The organism is Ignatzschineria rhizosphaerae, assembly GCF_022655595.1.
GTDB lineage: Bacteria > Pseudomonadota > Gammaproteobacteria > Cardiobacteriales > Wohlfahrtiimonadaceae > Ignatzschineria > Ignatzschineria rhizosphaerae.
Map to the genome: position 1 here is coordinate 1,453,105 of NZ_CP093379.1, position 17,393 is coordinate 1,470,497.

General features: G+C 37.1%; 20 protein-coding genes. 4 read left to right on the forward strand and 16 right to left on the reverse strand.

The annotated features are described in order from the left end of the window. Positions 1–4 precede the first annotated feature (4 nt). The 6 genes from MMG00_RS06255 to MMG00_RS06280 form a co-directional block, all read right to left on the reverse strand. Positions 5–628, reverse strand: coding sequence for a LysE/ArgO family amino acid transporter (locus tag MMG00_RS06255; protein ID WP_242152963.1), 624 nt, complete (start codon positions 626–628; stop codon positions 5–7). 515 nt (positions 629–1,143) lie between these two features. Beyond that, complete coding sequence (gene purB / locus MMG00_RS06260) at positions 1,144–2,514, reverse strand: adenylosuccinate lyase (RefSeq protein ID WP_242152966.1); 1,371 nt, start codon at positions 2,512–2,514, stop codon at positions 1,144–1,146. A gap of 13 nt (positions 2,515–2,527) precedes the next feature. After that, complete coding sequence (locus tag MMG00_RS06265) at positions 2,528–2,944, reverse strand: DUF423 domain-containing protein (RefSeq protein ID WP_242152969.1); 417 nt, start codon at positions 2,942–2,944, stop codon at positions 2,528–2,530. Positions 2,945–3,095: 151 nt separating this feature from the next. After that, positions 3,096–3,458, reverse strand: coding sequence for an ArsC/Spx/MgsR family protein (locus tag MMG00_RS06270; RefSeq protein WP_242152972.1), 363 nt, complete (start codon positions 3,456–3,458; stop codon positions 3,096–3,098). A 663-nt stretch (positions 3,459–4,121) separates the two neighbouring features. Beyond that, positions 4,122–4,799, reverse strand: coding sequence for a thiamine diphosphokinase (locus tag MMG00_RS06275; protein WP_242152975.1), 678 nt, complete (start codon positions 4,797–4,799; stop codon positions 4,122–4,124). 56 nt (positions 4,800–4,855) lie between these two features. Beyond that, a complete protein-coding gene (locus tag MMG00_RS06280) occupies positions 4,856–6,427 on the reverse strand; it encodes a GNAT family N-acetyltransferase (protein ID WP_242152978.1) in 1,572 nt (523 codons plus the stop codon). A 215-nt stretch (positions 6,428–6,642) separates the two neighbouring features. Here MMG00_RS06280 and ppa point away from each other — a divergent pair, with 215 nt between their 5' ends. Then, the gene (gene ppa, locus MMG00_RS06285; RefSeq protein ID WP_242152981.1) at positions 6,643–7,188 is read left to right on the forward strand and encodes an inorganic diphosphatase; all 546 of its coding nucleotides are present in this window, start codon (positions 6,643–6,645) and stop codon (positions 7,186–7,188) included. Positions 7,189–7,398: 210 nt separating this feature from the next. Here the strand turns inward: ppa and MMG00_RS06290 are convergent, their stop codons facing one another. Both MMG00_RS06290 and MMG00_RS06295 read right to left on the reverse strand, forming a co-directional pair. Next, positions 7,399–8,331, reverse strand: a complete 933-nt coding sequence (locus MMG00_RS06290; RefSeq protein WP_242152983.1) for a hypothetical protein — start codon at positions 8,329–8,331, stop codon at positions 7,399–7,401. Between the two features lie 124 nt (positions 8,332–8,455). Continuing rightward, positions 8,456–8,713, reverse strand: a complete 258-nt coding sequence (locus tag MMG00_RS06295) for a fimbrial biogenesis chaperone (RefSeq protein WP_242152986.1) — start codon at positions 8,711–8,713, stop codon at positions 8,456–8,458. A gap of 77 nt (positions 8,714–8,790) precedes the next feature. Between MMG00_RS06295 and MMG00_RS06300 the strand changes: the two genes are divergently transcribed. Next, positions 8,791–9,594 carry an integrase core domain-containing protein gene (locus MMG00_RS06300; RefSeq protein WP_242153261.1) on the forward strand — a complete coding sequence of 268 codons (804 nt, stop codon included), beginning with the start codon at positions 8,791–8,793 and terminating at the stop codon, positions 9,592–9,594. Here the strand turns inward: MMG00_RS06300 and MMG00_RS06305 are convergent. From MMG00_RS06305 to msrB, 8 genes are all read right to left on the reverse strand, one after another. Beyond that, a complete protein-coding gene (locus tag MMG00_RS06305) occupies positions 9,578–10,048 on the reverse strand; it encodes a fimbrial biogenesis chaperone (RefSeq protein WP_242152989.1) in 471 nt (156 codons plus the stop codon). The genes MMG00_RS06300 and MMG00_RS06305 overlap by 17 nt on opposite strands. Before the next feature lie 10 nt (positions 10,049–10,058). Continuing rightward, positions 10,059–10,817 (reverse strand): fimbria/pilus outer membrane usher protein, encoded by a 759-nt coding sequence (locus tag MMG00_RS06310; protein WP_242152992.1) that lies wholly within the window; start codon positions 10,815–10,817, stop codon positions 10,059–10,061. A 30-nt stretch (positions 10,818–10,847) separates the two neighbouring features. Then, complete coding sequence (locus MMG00_RS06315; RefSeq protein WP_242153261.1) at positions 10,848–11,651, reverse strand: integrase core domain-containing protein; 804 nt, start codon at positions 11,649–11,651, stop codon at positions 10,848–10,850. A gap of 75 nt (positions 11,652–11,726) precedes the next feature. Beyond that, entirely contained in the window at positions 11,727–12,266 is a 540-nt protein-coding gene (locus tag MMG00_RS06320; protein WP_242152995.1) for a fimbrial protein, read from the reverse strand. 523 nt (positions 12,267–12,789) lie between these two features. Beyond that, entirely contained in the window at positions 12,790–13,197 is a 408-nt protein-coding gene (locus tag MMG00_RS06325; RefSeq protein ID WP_242152997.1) for a DUF6691 family protein, read from the reverse strand. Between the two features lies 1 nt (position 13,198). Next, entirely contained in the window at positions 13,199–13,618 is a 420-nt protein-coding gene (locus MMG00_RS06330) for a YeeE/YedE family protein (RefSeq protein WP_242153000.1), read from the reverse strand. Next, on the reverse strand, positions 13,615–13,929 hold the full coding sequence (locus MMG00_RS06335) for an ArsR/SmtB family transcription factor (RefSeq protein ID WP_242153003.1): 315 nt from the start codon (positions 13,927–13,929) through the stop codon (positions 13,615–13,617). Before MMG00_RS06335 ends, MMG00_RS06330 begins: the two co-directional genes overlap by 4 nt. A gap of 375 nt (positions 13,930–14,304) precedes the next feature. Then, the gene (msrB, locus tag MMG00_RS06340; protein WP_242153006.1) at positions 14,305–14,739 is read right to left on the reverse strand and encodes a peptide-methionine (R)-S-oxide reductase MsrB; all 435 of its coding nucleotides are present in this window, start codon (positions 14,737–14,739) and stop codon (positions 14,305–14,307) included. A gap of 433 nt (positions 14,740–15,172) precedes the next feature. Here msrB and MMG00_RS06345 point away from each other — a divergent pair, with 433 nt between their 5' ends. Then, positions 15,173–15,436, forward strand: coding sequence for a rhodanese-like domain-containing protein (locus MMG00_RS06345; protein WP_242153009.1), 264 nt, complete (start codon positions 15,173–15,175; stop codon positions 15,434–15,436). Positions 15,437–15,518: 82 nt separating this feature from the next. After that, positions 15,519–17,216 (forward strand): Na+/H+ antiporter, encoded by a 1,698-nt coding sequence (locus tag MMG00_RS06350; RefSeq protein WP_242153011.1) that lies wholly within the window; start codon positions 15,519–15,521, stop codon positions 17,214–17,216. Positions 17,217–17,393 lie beyond the last annotated feature (177 nt).

Consider the following 17,393-nt stretch of genomic DNA (forward strand, 5'->3'; position numbering starts at 1 on the left):
AGTCTTAAGTTAAACTTTCGAAGATAAATAATCCCAATTGATAGGCAATAAATAGCATCATTAAGCCAATGAGGAAGTTTAAAATCTGCCATGTTAAAGGCTTTCTAAAAATCGGCGCTAGTTTACGCGCGCCATAAGCAAGCCCATAAAACCAGATGGCAGATGATGTCAAAACACCTAATAGAAATAGGGGTTTATGCTCCGCTTCTAAAGTCCCGGCAATACCGCCAATAATCACTACTGTATCTAAATAAACATGAGGATTAAGTAGCGTAATCGCGAGTGCCCCAATCACAGCCGCTTTAACTGTCCCCGGCGCATCTGCTCGTCTTAGCTCCATACTCTGCGTTTGACGAATACTTAAAAATGATTGTAACGCAAACCACAGAATATAGAGCATTCCACCGCCCGCAAGTAGTAATTGAAGCACCTGATTTTGCGCAACAAAAGTACCCACCCCTAAAATCCCTAAAGACATTAAAACAAAATCACATAAAAAGCAGACCGTTGCGACAAAAAATACATGATTATTTTGCACGCCCTGCTTTAAAACATAAGCATTTTGGGCGCCGATCGCAATAATAAGTCCGGCAGATAATAAAACTCCCTCAAAATATACTTCTAACAATTTCTCCCCCTTAAATTTTATAATATCTGCAAGTGATCAAAGTAGCGCATAAGCACCAAAACATTTATAAGAATACTACGATTTCCCATGCTTTACTGCTTTAAAAATTATCTTTAAAACTGTTTTGTAGTCGATGTGATATACAACACCGGATAAAACGGCCCATAGACTTCTTGCAACCGATACACCGGCAATCTGATTCAGTAACGTTTATAGTCGATTAGGTTTAAGAAATACTATTTTAGAAGTATTTAAGGATACAGAGTGTGTATCAAATTAGCTTGCAGGCTGCCGGATAGAAGGGCTCTTGCGCTTCTCATAACTGATGCGCCGGCAATCTGGTTCAGTATTTTTTAAACCGATTTCACTATAAACCAAAATTACTAAAAAAATTAATCGTTTATCTTATAGGATTTATAAATATAGAATTCATAAAATAAGCCATTAAAAAAACCCTATAACAATAATCTTGTTATAGGGTTTTAAGCAATAAAGCGGTAATGATTAGAAAAGAATTAGATCTCTTTTGCTAACTTTTCAGCAAAGCCAACATAAGTTGCCGGTGTTAATGCTTTTAACTGTGCTTTTACTGCCTCATCAAGCTCAAGCGTATCGATAAATTGACGCATCTCATCGATATTAATACGTTTACCACGCGTGAAGTCTTTTAACTTTTCGTATGGGTTTGCAATACCATCACGGCGCATCACCATTTGTACAGCCTCCCCTAATACTTCAACGTTAGCATCAAGATCTTTTAATAGTGTTTCACTACTCACTTCAAGCTTGCCATGACCTTTAAGAAGGCTACTAAAACCAATTAATGTATACCCAAAAGCAGAGCCAACACTACGAAGTACCGTTGAATCGCTTAGATCACGCTGCATTCTTGAAATTGGTAATTTTTCTGCAAAGTGGATAAAGAGCGCATTAGCAATCCCGAAGTTTCCTTCTGCATTTTCAAAGTCAATCGGGTTAACTTTATGCGGCATTGTAGAGGAACCGACTTCACCGGCAATCGTGCGTTGCTTAAAGAAGTTATGGCTAATATAGTTCCAGATATCACGTGACCAATCAATAAAGATAGTATTTACACGCGTCATGGTATGTGAAAACTCTGCGATATAATCATGACACTCAATTTGCGTTGAGTATGGCGTGAATGTTAAGCCTAAATCATTTTCAATAAAGTCTTTTGCAAATGATGGCCAATCAAAATCAGGATAAACCACTAAATGGGCATTATAGTTACCGACTGCGCCATTAATTTTTCCTAAATATTCTGTATTTTGAAGTTGTTTTACTTGGCGCTCTAAACGGAAAATCACGTTTGCGATCTCTTTACCAAGCGTTGTCGGCGTTGCAGGTTGCCCATGAGTTCTTGAGAGCATTGGCGTTGCCGCAAATTCAGACGCCATCTCACGCATTGAAGCGATAACATCTGTTAATTGTGGTAACACGACATCATTAATTGTGCTTTTAAACATTAAACCATAAGAGAGGTTATTAATATCTTCAGACGTACAAGTAAAGTGCGTAAACTCTGAAGATGCTGATAATTCAGGGTGATCTTTAACTTGGTTTTTAATCCAATACTCAACGGCCTTCACATCATGGTTTGTAGATTTTTCAATCTCTTTTACCGCCATAGCATCTTCTGCTGAGAAGTTCTCATAAAGAGAGATTAAGAAGGCTTTTGCTTCTTCACCAAATGAAGGAATTTCTTTGAAATGTGGCTCTGATGCCAATTTAATTAGCCATTTCACCTCTACCATTACACGATATTTGATAAGCCCAAATTCGCTCACTTCAGTGGTTAAAGATTTTACACGGCTAGCATAACGGCCATCTAAAGGAGAAATGGATAATACGGAATGAACGCTCATAAAATTTCCTTTACTAAATACGAATACGAGTTGAAAGCATTGCAGCGCTAATTAGCAACAACCAACCCACAACAAAAAAGAGACCGCCAAGAGGCGTAATTAAACCTAGATTTTTAATTGTCAAAAGTGCAATTAAATAGAGGCTGCCTGAGAAAAGAATCGTCCCAATTAAAAATGCAAAACCTGCATATTTTAGGAGTTTTTTTGAATTTAAGATGAGAAGCAAAATACCAATGACAATCATCGCAACGGAATGAAACATTTGATATTGTACGCCAGTTCCCCATATAGCAGCGCCGCGCTCTGTTAAATGAGCACTGAGCGCATGTGCGCCAAAAGCCCCAATAACTACAGATAATCCCGCTAAAATTGCGCCTACTACAATAAAAAATCGACTAAGCCCCAGACTACTTTCAACATTTTGTGTCATATTTATCCTCGTTTTTTACGAATATACAATGTTACAAAGCAGGAAGTGTTCTAAAGCCGATAGAGAGATATTACAAATCGTTTCTAAACGCTTCCCTGTTTAATAAGGTGTTCGTTTAGAACCGATCCACCTTATTATCATTAAATAGGTGTTATTTCCAAGCTCTTGCTAAAAGATGATCAATGGGAGCAACATCTGGTCTAGCAATGACTGCATGATCATCATAAACCACAACAGGTCTTTCAATAACAATCGGATTTTCTATAACAAAGGCGATTTTTTCATCATCAGACCAAGTGAACCACTCTAGCGCAATAGCTTTAAATGCCTCTTCTTTAACTCTAACTAAACCATCAATACCAATTCCTAGTTTACCGAGCAATGTTTTAATCATTTCAGGCGTTAAAGGCGCTTCTAAATAATTAATAATGTCATAAGCAATCTGTTTTTCATCTAAATATGCCTTTGCTGCACGTGCTTTTGAACAATTACCATTGTAATAAATTTGCCACATAATGCTTTCCTTAAACGTTTCCTGTAAGGTTATTCATATCACTTTGATGATCTCATCTCATAGATTCTGGCATTAATAAGAAAGGCCATTGAATATAAAGAAAAAATTACCCGCTCAAAGTTTTACGCAATTAAATTTGCGTATAGCGTACCATTTTTAAGTGCTTTTGGGTACTTAGAAAAACCGCTTTCTCTTAAAAAGTCGGTGCCCCAAATAGTTCCCCCTTATCATGAGAGATGATTTTAAAATTATTGAAAAAAAAGAGATTAATGCTCAATAAACATCACTATCGTGGCAAGAATATCATTTTAAAAAGTATGCAAAATCTAGCTCCCACTCATAGGTTCTAACTGATAAGTTCCATCATTTAAAGTAACGTTGATAGCGGTATTAAGGGGATTATCTCACCAAAAAGTCACGCTTAAATCAGAAAAAGAATCAGAATCTGAATCACACGCACTTAAAATAAGGGCTCTTATCAAAAATAGATATTTAAATGGCTTCATATCACCCTTATTAATTTGTCATTAAAATAAAAGGAAGGCTTAAAGCGTAAAGTCTATGTTGTTATGAACACTATAATGTTTTGATATTAATATCGAATTTATCAAAAAAGATTCTGCAATAAGAGATTCCGATATTTAGCCAATCACTTAAAAAGAGCTATAACGACTCATCGATTTCCGGCATGACATTATAGAGCCAAGCATGACCTTGCGTGATCTCGACCAATACCTCATCACCCAGTGCGCGATTAGAATAAGTTAAGCCTCGCCCTAAGGGGAGCGTAAAATTATCTAAGGGCCACTTGACCTTTTGCAAGGTTAAACCTGAGAGCTTTGTTAATGCAATTACACTAACAAGTCCCCCTTTTTGCGTTGGAATTGTATATTCTTGATTCTCTTGTAAATAAGTTAAAGTCTGCTCACCATTACTATGGGTAAAGGCGATATTGGGGTATTGAAAAGGCAGGAAAAGAAGCGCCGTTTGGTGATCTAAACGCCCACCAATACCGCCTAAAAGCAAAATCTCTTGAACCCCTTTTTCAAGCGCAATCCCAATAGCAAGCTCCGTATCGATCTCATCTTTATCTTCTGGATAAGGGATTTTTTCGCCATAACATGCCAAATCCACTTCTAAATGCCGGCTAGAATCAAAATCCCCTACCCAAAGATCTGCCCCTTGAGCAAAAAAAGAGGCTTTTTCAATCCCTTTATCAACAGCAATAATTAAGCTATCTTCGAGCCATTGAGCATATTGCATGCGGACTAAATCAAAATTAACAGCTCCCGGCAGTAGTAATACCGCGCGCTTAAATTGCTCTGTTTGATTTAATGCCATGCTCGCTCTCTTTTTTAACGATGATTATAATCTTCCTGATACTATCGTAACAGCGGTTACCCCTTTTTCGGGTTTTCTGGTAGATTTTCTATCACTCTTGATGCCGGAATATCCGCAATAACGTCTGCTCTTTTGGGCGTAAAAATAAGGGTCGTTAATTCACTATTTAATGGCACCCACTCAAGTGTTTTAATTCGCATTAACGCAATAACCGGCACATGGACGGCATTTGCAAGATGCATCACAGCTGTTTCTACAGATATGATTAAATCACTCTCTTTAAGCATTGCCGGCAATTCAAAGAAATTATCAAGCGCACTAAATGGCTTGGTATTTTTAAGCTGATGCGTTTTAATTAAATTTTCAATCTCAGGGAAGATCTCTGGAATTCCATTAATAATAAAGAACGTATCTTGCCATTTTGGGAGCGCTTGCATTAACTCAATAAGTTCACGTACCTGATCGAGCTTCCATGAACGGCGAGGATTTTTCGCAATATGATTAATAAAAACAATCGGCTGATCTGCTTTAACGCCAAAGCTTTCTAATTGTGCTTTAGCATGAACTTGCCATTTTTCGGGGATATTTACAAAAGGATACTGATCCTCCTTAAACATCTGAACGCCCCCTATTTGGGCAAACCAATAACTATAATCATCACTAATATGACGCGCTTTACCTTGATACGGCTTCACGACTTCAATCAGCGCATCGAGATTTTTAAGATCTCTTTTTTGCGCTAATTGATACCACTTATAACGAATATCCATCCCTGCGGCAAAACCTTTATCGCCGGCAATCTCTCTTGCTAGTCCTGCTCCATTTAAAGATGCTAAAGTCTCAATTGAAACGACAATAGGGTAGTTCTCGAGCTTTGCTTCTTGAATACTCGCCGCTCTTAATGCAGGTGAATAGTTTTCCCGGTAAACCTTATTAAAAAAGTCACAGGTTTCAGCCCAATCATAGAGGGAATATTTTTTTAAAAATGGCCATTTTTTCGCATCACTGGTGCATCTTACCTCTTCAATAAAGAGATCCATCTTTAAATGGGGATACGCTTCTTTAAAGGCTTTAAAACAATTTTGTAAATAAGTAAAATCGCCAATCGCAAGATGAGCGATAAAGAGGATTTTTTTAGATCGATCTAATAATTCTGCGGGGATTTTTCCTAACACAAGTGATCGCTTCATCAAAATATGTGGCTCACCCTCTTCTAAAAAGGTCTCCCCCACACATTTAAAATCAAATGCCTCATAAAGGCCTTTTGCCGCAATTTGCGCATGTAAAATCACGGTATCGCTCTTTGCTAAAACCCCACATTTCTTTAAGGCTTCTTTTAGCAGTAATTTACCGAGTTTTTGCCCCCGATAATCTTTTAAAACTGCGACTCGCCCAATCTGATATTCTCCGGCTTCGTTGAGAAAAAAACGTAATGTTCCAATTGCCTTCGAAGATTCTTGCCTCTCGCTCTTTTCATCATAAAGAACAAGCTGCCAAGCGGTTTGATCCATCTCATCGTAATCGATCTCTGCCGGAAAGCCCTGCTCTTTGGTAAAGACTTCCTCACGAACCCATAATGCATCTTTGAAAACTGGAGATTTATCCCCTTGAACCCAGGTAATTTTCATCTTGATAACCCTTTCACAATAACCGTTTAATGCTACCAAAAATGCGCACTTTTTGCAGTTAAAATACGAAGCACGCCGAAAATCTGTATAATTAAGTCCATGAGAAAACTTCTCACATTCATTTGAATTTTGTTACCAAAATTACGTCTGTCATCCATACAGCATAATTTTGCGATTATTTTAATAAACATAGACTGTTATAAGAGGCTAAGAATATGAGTTTTGCCAAAGTTCCAGCTGCTAATGATTTAGCGAAAATTACAGAAGACTTTAACTGCGTGATTGAGATTCCAGCGGAATCTGATCCTGTAAAATATGAAGTAGATCACGATACAGATCTCATCTGGGTTGACCGCTTTGTAGGAACGAATATGCGTTACCCTGCAAACTATGGCTTTATCCCCAATACCCTTTGTGATGATGGCGACCCACTTGATGTATTAGTTGTGACACCATTTCCATTGATCCATGGTTCTGTCGTTCGTTGCCGCCCGCTTGGGGTTCTTAATATGACTGACGAATCAGGTGGCGATGCGAAATTGATCGCTGTACCGGTTAGCAAGCTCTGCCCAATGTACGATGACATCAAAGATCTCAATGATCTTCCAAAATTACTTGTTGACCAAATTGAGTTCTTCTTCCAAAACTATAAAGGTTTAGAGAAAGGAAAATGGGTAAAACTTGATGGTTATGGCGATAAAGCAGCAGCTGAGCAAGAGATCATTAATTCTCTTGAACTCTTTAACCGTAAGCATATTTAATATCGAACTTATATCGTTTAAAGAGATGACTAACCGATATTAGCAATATTTATCCATTAAATAATCAGAAAAACCATAAAAAGGAGGCTTTATAAAAAGCCTCCTTTTTGTATACCTAGTGGGTATTATCAATTCTTTTTCTAATGAATACTTCAATATTCAATAAAAGAACAAAACAAAATTTATTATTCTAGAGCTTTAATTCTAATATTACGGGAAATAGATCTCATATTTCATCGTTGCATTCCAGCGCCCACTTTTAACTGTTTGTCCATCCGCTTTACTCCAAATAACACGAATATACCTATCTACATCTAATGGATCCCACTGATTTTTGCCACCAATTTTCCCCATGTCATACCCTTGATTATAATTCATAGGCTTATCACCTTTATCATCAAGATATACCAAAGATAACATTGTGCCATTTTTTAGAATTGACTTATCCTCTGAAGTACTAAGAACATCCTCACCAAAAGGCGCTTCAATCTTAACTTTAGGTGTAATCTCTATTTCATCACAATTAGGATCTTGCTTTCTCACCAATCGAAAATGAATATCTTCCTGTTTTCTATTTCCACCATCAAAAAAAGTACTTGGGACTGTCCCAAAATCAATGTTTGTTTTATCAACATAATAGAAATATTCAGGGACACAGACTTCTGGATCAGGTAAATTAGGGTCTCTTCTAAAATTAACGGCAAACGTAGTTAAAACACCTCCCATTTCAACAACTGGTTTAATATCTGAATAATCCAAAGTATAGATTGAAGACTTATTACTTATAACGGAAGCATAACCAAAGACATTGAGGGTGTAGAAACCTTTGTAAGGCGTCTTAGACATCTGATTCCCAGCTTGAACTACAATATTCTTCAAACCATAATCTAACTGCATATGATCAAGGTTTTCATTCTCTGTATCACCAAAGTTTTTTCTATATTGTAAATGAACCGTTACTCCCAGCATCCGATCCGCATCATTTGTAATCCCGAGGTCATCAAGTAATCGATCTATTTTAGGTTGCGTACCATAAGTATCTTCTCGCTGTTGATACCATGTAATTCTTGCACCAACTTCACACTCAAAAGTGACACTGACCAGTTGGTTTATAGACGTATTCTGAGTAATATCAAATCTCATATTTGAATCTGGAAAAAGACTCGAACTATGGAATCTACAAGTATTTGCATAGGCCTTTGTTCCTAACAATAAAATTAAGAAAAAATGGGGTAAAACAATACTTTTCTCATCTTCTTCTCCTTTATTATTTCTTCACTCGAGTACCTGAGCAAACGCCACCATTACAGTTGTAATTCATCTTTAAAACGCCACCATAATCATCGATCAACAACATGGTAAATTTATTACCTACATGCGTTGTAAGTGACTCAGTACTAAAAGGTTTTAAATTAATCTCTTTTTCTAATGTCTTTTGGTAATTATCCGTTAAAGCATAAATAACATTATAGTAAGGCGTTGGATTTTCTATCGTTAAGGTATTTCCAGACTTTTTAACAACCAATTCTTCTACCCAACCATTATGTTTATAAGCTGTAGGATTTTATCGCGTTGTTTACAGTATTAGGAGAAAATACTGTTATGAATATCCATCGAAAAACAAAATTAACGCCGTTTCATCGAGAAGAGATTTGGCGATTACATCATCAAGAAAAATTTACCGTAACCTATCTAGCTGAGCGTTTTATGGTAAGCAGACCTACGATCTATAAAGTACTAAAACAAGGTAGATTGAACTTGTTTGTGCCATTAGCTAGTAAAAATGAACGTTATAGAACAATTAAGTATGGCATTAAACGTCTTGCTAAGATTGAAAAATCTATTGAAGAGAAACTTAAAAAGAGGGCTAAACGTTATAACAAAAACTATCCTGGCGAGATGGTCCATGTGGATACTAAACGGCTCCCTCTTTTAAAAGGGGATCTTAAAAATCGCACTAGAGAGTATTTATTTGTAGGAATTGATGATTTTTCAAGAGAACTTTATGCCGGTATTTATCCTGATAAATCACAGTTTAGTGCTGCTGAATTTCTTCGATGGGATCTGTTAGAACAGTGTCCCTATACTGTAGAATGCACCTATTCGGATAATGGGCGTGAGTATAAAGGTACATCAGAACATGCCTTTGTCGAAATGTGTCTAACACATAAGATTAATCAAAAGTTTACAAAGCCAGCTTGCCCTCAAACGAATGGAAAAGCAGAAAGAGTCATTCGAACACTCATGGAAATGTGGCATAATCAGGAAGAGTTTATCAGTTCAGATGATCGGAAAAAGAAGCTAAAACGATTTTTGAACTATTACAACACAGTAAAACCTCATAAGGGTATTAATGGTTTAACGCCTTATGAAGTTTTAGAAAATTATTTTAACACTGAAGTGTAAACAACCCGCCGATTTCTAACATATAAGCAGGTAATCCTTTAGGGCGATAAAACACTTTAATTTTTGATTGAATCACAATACTCACCGTACTTTGACTCTCTTTCCCTTTAGGAGGAAGCCCTAATATATTGATAAAAAACAGCGATTCACGATCAGGTGCTAACTCAGCGCCTGACCCTATAAAACTGATCTTAATTTGCTTTTCTTGTTTAGGGTTAATTCTTTGCAAAATAGGCAAAGCAGCAAGGGGAGTAATCACTTTTTCTCCTCGATCATTTTCAATCCAGGTCTGTGCAAGATAAGGCGTATCGGCACTAATATTACTCACCACTAATGATTGTGAGTTTTTTTGCCCGGCATCAAAAATAATACGTGAGCGCTCAAAGTTGAGCTGGCCATAAGCATCATTTAATAATAATCCTGCTAAGAATAGTACTGTTTTTTTCATCATCATTTTTTACATCCTAGTAACAAATTAAGTTGTTAAGCTCATTGGCATCAATTGAGTTTATTTTTAACTGACATGATTTTGATCCATTCCATTTGATCAGGAACTCAGCATGATTATTAAGTCCCGTAAGGTATGTTAAACCTTCTTCTGCCACAATAGCAATTTCTTGTTCATTGCCATTTTTACGATAAACAATAGCACCAAAAGGAGGATAAGAGCCATCAGCTAATGAGATTCTTGCAACCGCCTTTCCGCCACTGACACCATTTAAAGAGCGGTAAGCAATTGCGCCATCACTCATCGCAACTTCAATAATTCCATCTTGAATCTCAACATCTTCCGGCAGGTTATCGTTATCAACCGCATAACTTCCACGATAATAACTGGAAGTATTCCCTAAACCAATCAGACCGAAAGTATTACTAACGCTTCGTCCCCCTTGCACCGGAATGCCAGGTGCATCGGCATCTAATATCAAGCGACTTCCATCGCCATAAACTCGCTCATGCGTTGCAATACCATGTTGTGTAAGCGTTAATGAGCTATCAAAACTTGTACGAAGACCTTTACGATAATCTGAGTAGTCTGCCATCATCATAAACTGACCATAGCCCGTATTCGCGTTATAGGTCGCATTTAGCCTATGATCCATCGATCCGCTTAAATCTCGTTGATGATTTAATGATCCCCCGATAGAATAGTTTCCTCCTAAGCCTTGTCCACGATAGGTGACTTGGTGATCAACCTGCTTATAACGGCTACCATACAGCATGCTATAAGATGTTAGAAATCGGCGGGTTGTTTACACTTCAGTGTTAAAATAATTTTCTAAAACTTCATAAGGCGTTAAACCATTAATACCCTTATGAGGTTTTACTGTGTTGTAATAGTTCAAAAATCGTTTTAGCTTCTTTTTCCGATCATCTGAACTGATAAACTCTTCCTGATTATGCCACATTTCCATGAGTGTTCGAATGACTCTTTCTGCTTTTCCATTCGTTTGAGGGCAAGCTGGCTTTGTAAACTTTTGATTAATCTTATGTGTTAGACACATTTCGACAAAGGCGTGTTCTGATGTACCTTTATACTCACGACCATTATCCGAATAGGTGCATTCTACAGTATAGGGACACTGTTCTAACAGATCCCATCGAAGAAATTCAGCAGCACTAAACTGTGATTTATCAGGATAAATACCGGCATAAAGTTCTCTTGAAAAATCATCAATTCCTACAAATAAATACTCTCTAGTGCGATTTTTAAGATCCCCTTTTAAAAGAGGGAGCCGTTTAGTATCCACATGGACCATCTCGCCAGGATAGTTTTTGTTATAACGTTTAGCCCTCTTTTTAAGTTTCTCTTCAATAGATTTTTCAATCTTTGCAAGACGTTTAATGCCATACTTAATTGTTCTATAACGTTCATTTTTACTAGCTAATGGCACAAACAAGTTCAATCTACCTTGTTTTAGTACTTTATAGATCGTAGGTCTGCTTACCATAAAACGCTCAGCTAGATAGGTTACGGTAAATTTTTCTTGATGATGTAATCGCCAAATCTCTTCTCGATGAAACGGCGTTAATTTTGTTTTTCGATGGATATTCATAACAGTATTTTCTCCTAATACTGTAAACAACGCGATAAAATCCTACAAATTATTAAATAACTAATACCAAATCTACTAAAGGAATGAAGCTACGAAGTTTACTCTCGTATTTACACTACCTGCAGTTGAAGCATCAGCACCAACTTTTACAGTACGACCACGAACTTCTACTTTCGCACCAGCTTCAGTAAGGTCAGCAGTAATGCCTGTTCCGATGTTTCCAGCTGGAGTAATTTTAGTGTTTGCCATTTCAACTTCAACACCAACGTTTTTAGCTGTACCTAAGTTTTTCCAAAGTGCATCGTTAGTGTCATCTGGAGCGCCTGGTGTTACTTCAATTTTCACACTTTTAAGATCGCCACCACCTTCTGCTTTACCTTCTAATTCACAACCATAGAAGTCGATATATGCTGTGCCCCATGGACCTGCATCTCCATCATCTTTTAATGCTCTTGTTGTTAAAGAGTTAAGGTTTACAGTACCTGCAGTTACGCTACATGCAGCTTCAGTTACTTCACCTGAAAACTCAATAAAGTTAGAAGCTGTATTGCTTTGTGCAAATGCTGCTGAAGATAATAATGCTGATGCCGCTAAAGCCAATGTTAATTTTTTCATAATTCATTATTCCTATAATAAAATATTAAAATATCCAAACATAAATCCACGCTTCTTAATTAAGTACTTTATTCAATATCATCAAACATAAAATATTTATTGAAGAAGTCATTAAATACAGCTATAAAATTAGTATATAAGGATAATAAATATAATCGATAATATTATTGAATAACAACTACAATAAACAACTAAAATATACAAAACGCCATTTGAGTCAAATAGATAAAAAACTAACATTTACAATTTTTATTATTAATAAGCCAAATATTTTAAAAAAACTGTAGAAACATTTAATAAAATAAATACGTTATATTTAATGATTGTTTGTTTTAGGATTTTCCGACCTTATAACGATTCATAATCGCCCTCATTTTTGATTCCTTATCTATCACCGCTCTACTTTAAATAGATAGCTATCTATGATTAAACGCGCAACAAAAAAGGAAGCATTCAATCATGCTTCCTTTAAAACAAGAAAAGATTGGGAACCTATCTCACAGCGATCAAAATACCACAAATTTTAGCGTTTAAAATAAGCGACGACCTTCATCCCTACAATCATCGCTAAGATGAAAATAGCCCCTTCCCACATCCCTCTTCCTAATAATACCAAAGCAGGTGCTGGGCAAATCCCGACTAACCCCCAACCTGCTCCAAAAAGTAAGCCACCCAGAACCAGTTCTTTATTAATCTTACTATTGACAGGAAAAAGTAAAGGCTCTCCTAATAATGTTTTACGGCGAATACGCGCGATGATAACCCCTATCACAGAAACAGACAACGCACCGACCATCACCCATAAAAGTGCAGGATTAAAATCCCCAAAAGGATCTAAAAATCCTTGAACAATCTGCGGATCTGCCATCCCTGAATAGAGTAAACCCACGCCAAATAACAATCCTGAAATAAAGGGGATGATTAAACGCATCTTATCCTCCTATCAGGTGTTTTAAAATAAAGACAGCAATACCACCAGAGAGCATAAAAAGTCCTGTGATGATCAATGAGCTGGGTGCTAAACGAGAAATACCACAAATGCTGTGTCCACTAGTACATCCAGAGCCTAATGCCGAGCCAATCCCGACCAATAATCCGGCAATAATCAGTAGTGGTACTGATTGTGTGACTTCTACTGATGGTAACGATCCTATAACGACATCATAGATCCATGGTGAGATTAAAAGCCCCACCACAAAGAGTAATCGCCAATCTGTCATTCCTTTTTTTGAAAGTAAGTTATTTAATATCCCACTTACCCCCATTATGCGGCCAACTCCTATCAATAGTAGTAACCCCGAAAACCCAATTACGATACCGCCTAACAAAGCTGGTAACGAAAACCATGTCATGATGATGCTTTCCCCTTAGGACAAAATAGTTGATAAACACATTGTAATAATGTTAAGACTTTGGGGTCATCCACAGAGTAGTAGATCCATTTACCATCGCGTCTAGTTTTTACTAAATTATCTTCGCGTAAAACACCCAGTTGTTGTGATAAAGTTGGCTGCTGTATTCCAGTAATCTCTTCTAAAACAGAGACCGAATACTCGCCTTGACTTAAATGACAAAGAAGAAGCAGACGATCCTCATTTCCAAAACGCTTTAAAAATGTTGTCGCTTCAAGAGCTCCCGCTCTCATCTCTTCAATATTAAGCATGATTATCTAATACCCTTTTTGTAAGTTCCCCACTGCTTATTCATAAACAGTAGAATCATTATATATAAAAACAATCTATTTAAAAACATTTTATTGAAAGTTTATTCCTCCAAAGGAATACCCACTTTCAACAATAATCGATGTCCCTGAATTTTTATATAAGTCACTCAGGTAGTATTGATGCTAAAAAAGCACTACTATCCCGATCCTTAATGCACCTTATTTTGTATAGTTACTTCTCATATATGAATTATTGTAAAAATTCTTAGGATTAGCATTAATAACATTTTTTACCACTACAAGACAAGAAAAGTTCTAAATATTTATGCTAAGTCCCTCAGGACAAGGAATCTTGCCTTATAACTAAGCGTTTTCTTATAAAAAGAGGGAGAGATACTCTCCATAGCCCTCTTTTTCTAAATCTTCTTTTGCAATAAAGCGTAATGCTGCTGAGTTAATACAATAACGCAGTCCCCCTAACGCTTGAGGTCCATCTTCAAAAACATGACCTAAATGGGAATCTGCGCTTTGACTTCTCACCTCTGTTCGGTGATAGCCATAAGAGTGATCATCGTGTTCTGTCACTTCTTCTGCTTGTAAGGGTTTAGAAAATGCAGGCCAACCACAACCTGCATCAAATTTATCTAATGAGGAAAAAAGCGGCTCTCCTGAAACAATATCCACATAAATACCTGGAGAAAAATGTTGATCGTATTCATTACGAAATGGTGGCTCTGTGCCATTTTCTTGGGTCACATGATATTGCATTGCGGTTAAACGCTGCTTTAGATCATCTTTATGATTGCTCATTATTGTAATATCCTCTATTTATCACTACTTTCTTATCAAAGCTTCAAACTACGCGACAAGTTACACCATCATATCCTATATGAAATATCACACATAGATCATTGATATTAAATATAACTAATTATAAATTATATCAACAAATACCAAATAGATGGGTATAAATCCTCTTTTAATTGGTCATCACTTACTTATTATTATGGCAATATATTTTTACTGCGCTTTAAGGTTAGATGATTCTTCACAAATGCGTACTCTGCAAGCTTAAATAGAAGCTATTGCAATGCAACTAAAACCATCCCTCATTAACTTACCATAAGTTTTACAAGATCTGAAAGAATCTTTATAAAATCGTCAATAAATGACTGTAAATGCTTATATGACAACCCTTATAAGCATGATAAAATGCCTATTTTACCTATTACGGAAAATCATTATGTTAATCATAGATGTTAGAACTCCCGAAGAATTTGCTCAAGGGCATTTAAAGGGCGCTATTTTGATTGAATATCAAAATATTTTACAAGAGATTTTCAAACATGTTTCCTCTAAAGATCAGGAGATTGGCCTTTATTGCGCAGCTGGCGTTCGTTCTGGATTTGCCACTTACGCCTTAGAGCAACAAGGTTTTAGTAATGCCACCAATCTGGGAGGTTATCATGATATTTTGTACCATCACCCTGAACTTGCTAACTCATAAGCTTTTTTAAAATTTCTTTCATTTTAGAGTGAGATCATTCCTCTTCTTTTAATTTATATTCCCTAAAACGGCGAGCCATTTTATGAGTATCTTTATCACGATTTTTGTCATCATTTTGCTAATCGCATTATCGAGCACCGTCCATAAGCTTCTCCCATTTAAGTTCCCGCTCCCCTTTATCCAGATTATTTTAGGAGCGATTGTCTCTTGGCCACATAATGGTTTTCATGTCACTTTTGATCCTGAACTATTTATGCTGCTCTTTATTCCGCCATTACTATTTGAAGATGGCCGAAAAATGCCGCTGCAAGATTTTATCCACTCAGGCCGGGAAATTATTAGTTTAGCGCTAGTCCTTGTCTTTGTGACTGTCGTGGGACTTGGTTATGTGATTTACTTCTTTATGCCAGAAATGTCGCTTCCTGTCGCCTTTGCACTTGCCGCTGTTTTATCCCCTACCGATGCCGTAGCCCTTTCTAGTATTGTAGGGAAAGGTCGCCTATCGCATAAATTAATGCAAGTATTAGAAGGCGAAGCGCTGATGAATGATGCCTCAGCACTGGTCTCTTTAAAATTTGCAATTGCCGTGGCCTTAGGCGTTACCGCACTAACAACCGCAAACGATTATGTCATTTTAAGTGTCTCTTTCTTAAAAATGGCCGTGGGCGGCATTATTGTAGGGATCACCTTTGCATGGCTCTATATTAAATTTATTTTATTAATTACCAAATCTCAAAATGATGAGATGGGCTCCCAGATGATCCTACTCTTACTACTTCCTTTTGGGGCTTATGCCATTGCCGAGATTTTAGAATTCTCCGGCATTTTATCAGCGGTTGTTGCCGGGATGACCGTCAATTACTCAAAGTTCTTCCAAACAACGCCGGTTCAAATGAGGTTACGGGCAAATACCACTTGGGGATTATTAGAATACCTCTTAAATGGGGCTGTCTTTTTAATGCTAGGCTTACAAATCCCGGCCATTTTTAAAGAGACATACTCTGATGCGCTCATCGACCCCTCTACAACCTTTACAACGCTTCTTGGCGATATTTTACTAATCTACCTTGCGTTGATGTTATTACGTTTTCTCTGGATCTTCTTACTCAAAGTCCTCAGCCCTTATACCCCGTTTAAAAAGCCCATGATGTTTGCTAGTCTTACGATTAAAGAGATTGTCATTATGACCTTATCCGGCGTTCGCGGTACGGTAACATTAGCAGCGGCACTCTCTATTCCCCTGCTGATCTCTACAAACCCCGATATTCCTTTTCCTGCACGTTACCAAGTGATCTTTTTAGCAGCCGGCATTATTATTCTTTCGCTAATAAGCGCGGCGTTAATTCTTCCCGTATTACTACGGAAGAAAAAAGCAGAGAATGAAGCGCCTAAAATTGCCTTAGAAACCAATGCAGAAGAGCAAACGGTGAGAACTGAGATTGCAACAGCGGCAATTGAAGCTGCTCGTAAAACAGCGGCGACTCTACAGAGCAATAAAGAGGGGGAGGCTGAGTTAGATGATGAACAAGATACGGTTACTCAGATCATGAATCAGGTGATTGGAGAAATTCAACAAGTTAATCATATGATTCAAAATACCAAAGAGAATGATGCAATAGAAATTCATATTAGGCTTGCGGCAGTACGCGCCGAAAGAAGAAAGCTCTATGAACTCAACTCTCATAATAAACTCAGTACTGAGCTCTACGCTAAAATACTCTATGAACTAGATTTAGCAGAAACGCTTCTCTTAGGTCGATCCCCAATTCATCCTAATTAACGGTAATTAACCGATTACTTAAAGTGATTCTTAAAGTCACTATTTCCCCAAGCCCTTCATTAAAAGGCTTGGGGTTTTCTTTATCTAAAAGAAAACCCTAATATGAACTCCCATAAAAAAAGCACCCCGGGGACAAAGTCTTTATCGGAGTGCTTGGCTAGGAATGCATCTATAATA

What these genes read in the sequence shown, in the direction of transcription:
- purB (WP_242152966.1), bottom strand. Translation starts at nt 2,514, where the DNA reads ATGAGCGTTCATTCCGTATTATCCATTTCTCCTTTAGATGGCCGTTAT.
- MMG00_RS06265 (WP_242152969.1), bottom strand. Translation starts at nt 2,944, where the DNA reads ATGACACAAAATGTTGAAAGTAGTCTGGGGCTTAGTCGATTTTTTATT.
- MMG00_RS06270 (WP_242152972.1), bottom strand. Translation starts at nt 3,458, where the DNA reads ATGTGGCAAATTTATTACAATGGTAATTGTTCAAAAGCACGTGCAGCA.
- MMG00_RS06275 (WP_242152975.1), bottom strand. Translation starts at nt 4,799, where the DNA reads ATGGCATTAAATCAAACAGAGCAATTTAAGCGCGCGGTATTACTACTG.
- MMG00_RS06280 (WP_242152978.1), bottom strand. Translation starts at nt 6,427, where the DNA reads ATGAAAATTACCTGGGTTCAAGGGGATAAATCTCCAGTTTTCAAAGAT.
- ppa (WP_242152981.1), top strand. Translation starts at nt 6,643, where the DNA reads ATGAGTTTTGCCAAAGTTCCAGCTGCTAATGATTTAGCGAAAATTACA.
- MMG00_RS06290 (WP_242152983.1), bottom strand. Translation starts at nt 8,331, where the DNA reads ATGAGATTTGATATTACTCAGAATACGTCTATAAACCAACTGGTCAGT.
- MMG00_RS06300 (WP_242153261.1), top strand. Translation starts at nt 8,791, where the DNA reads ATGAATATCCATCGAAAAACAAAATTAACGCCGTTTCATCGAGAAGAG.
- MMG00_RS06305 (WP_242152989.1), bottom strand. Translation starts at nt 10,048, where the DNA reads ATGATGATGAAAAAAACAGTACTATTCTTAGCAGGATTATTATTAAAT.
- MMG00_RS06310 (WP_242152992.1), bottom strand. Translation starts at nt 10,817, where the DNA reads ATGCTGTATGGTAGCCGTTATAAGCAGGTTGATCACCAAGTCACCTAT.
- MMG00_RS06315 (WP_242153261.1), bottom strand. Translation starts at nt 11,651, where the DNA reads ATGAATATCCATCGAAAAACAAAATTAACGCCGTTTCATCGAGAAGAG.
- MMG00_RS06320 (WP_242152995.1), bottom strand. Translation starts at nt 12,266, where the DNA reads ATGAAAAAATTAACATTGGCTTTAGCGGCATCAGCATTATTATCTTCA.
- MMG00_RS06325 (WP_242152997.1), bottom strand. Translation starts at nt 13,197, where the DNA reads ATGCGTTTAATCATCCCCTTTATTTCAGGATTGTTATTTGGCGTGGGT.
- MMG00_RS06330 (WP_242153000.1), bottom strand. Translation starts at nt 13,618, where the DNA reads ATGACATGGTTTTCGTTACCAGCTTTGTTAGGCGGTATCGTAATTGGG.
- MMG00_RS06335 (WP_242153003.1), bottom strand. Translation starts at nt 13,929, where the DNA reads ATGCTTAATATTGAAGAGATGAGAGCGGGAGCTCTTGAAGCGACAACA.
- msrB (WP_242153006.1), bottom strand. Translation starts at nt 14,739, where the DNA reads ATGAGCAATCATAAAGATGATCTAAAGCAGCGTTTAACCGCAATGCAA.
- MMG00_RS06345 (WP_242153009.1), top strand. Translation starts at nt 15,173, where the DNA reads ATGTTAATCATAGATGTTAGAACTCCCGAAGAATTTGCTCAAGGGCAT.
- MMG00_RS06350 (WP_242153011.1), top strand. Translation starts at nt 15,519, where the DNA reads ATGAGTATCTTTATCACGATTTTTGTCATCATTTTGCTAATCGCATTA.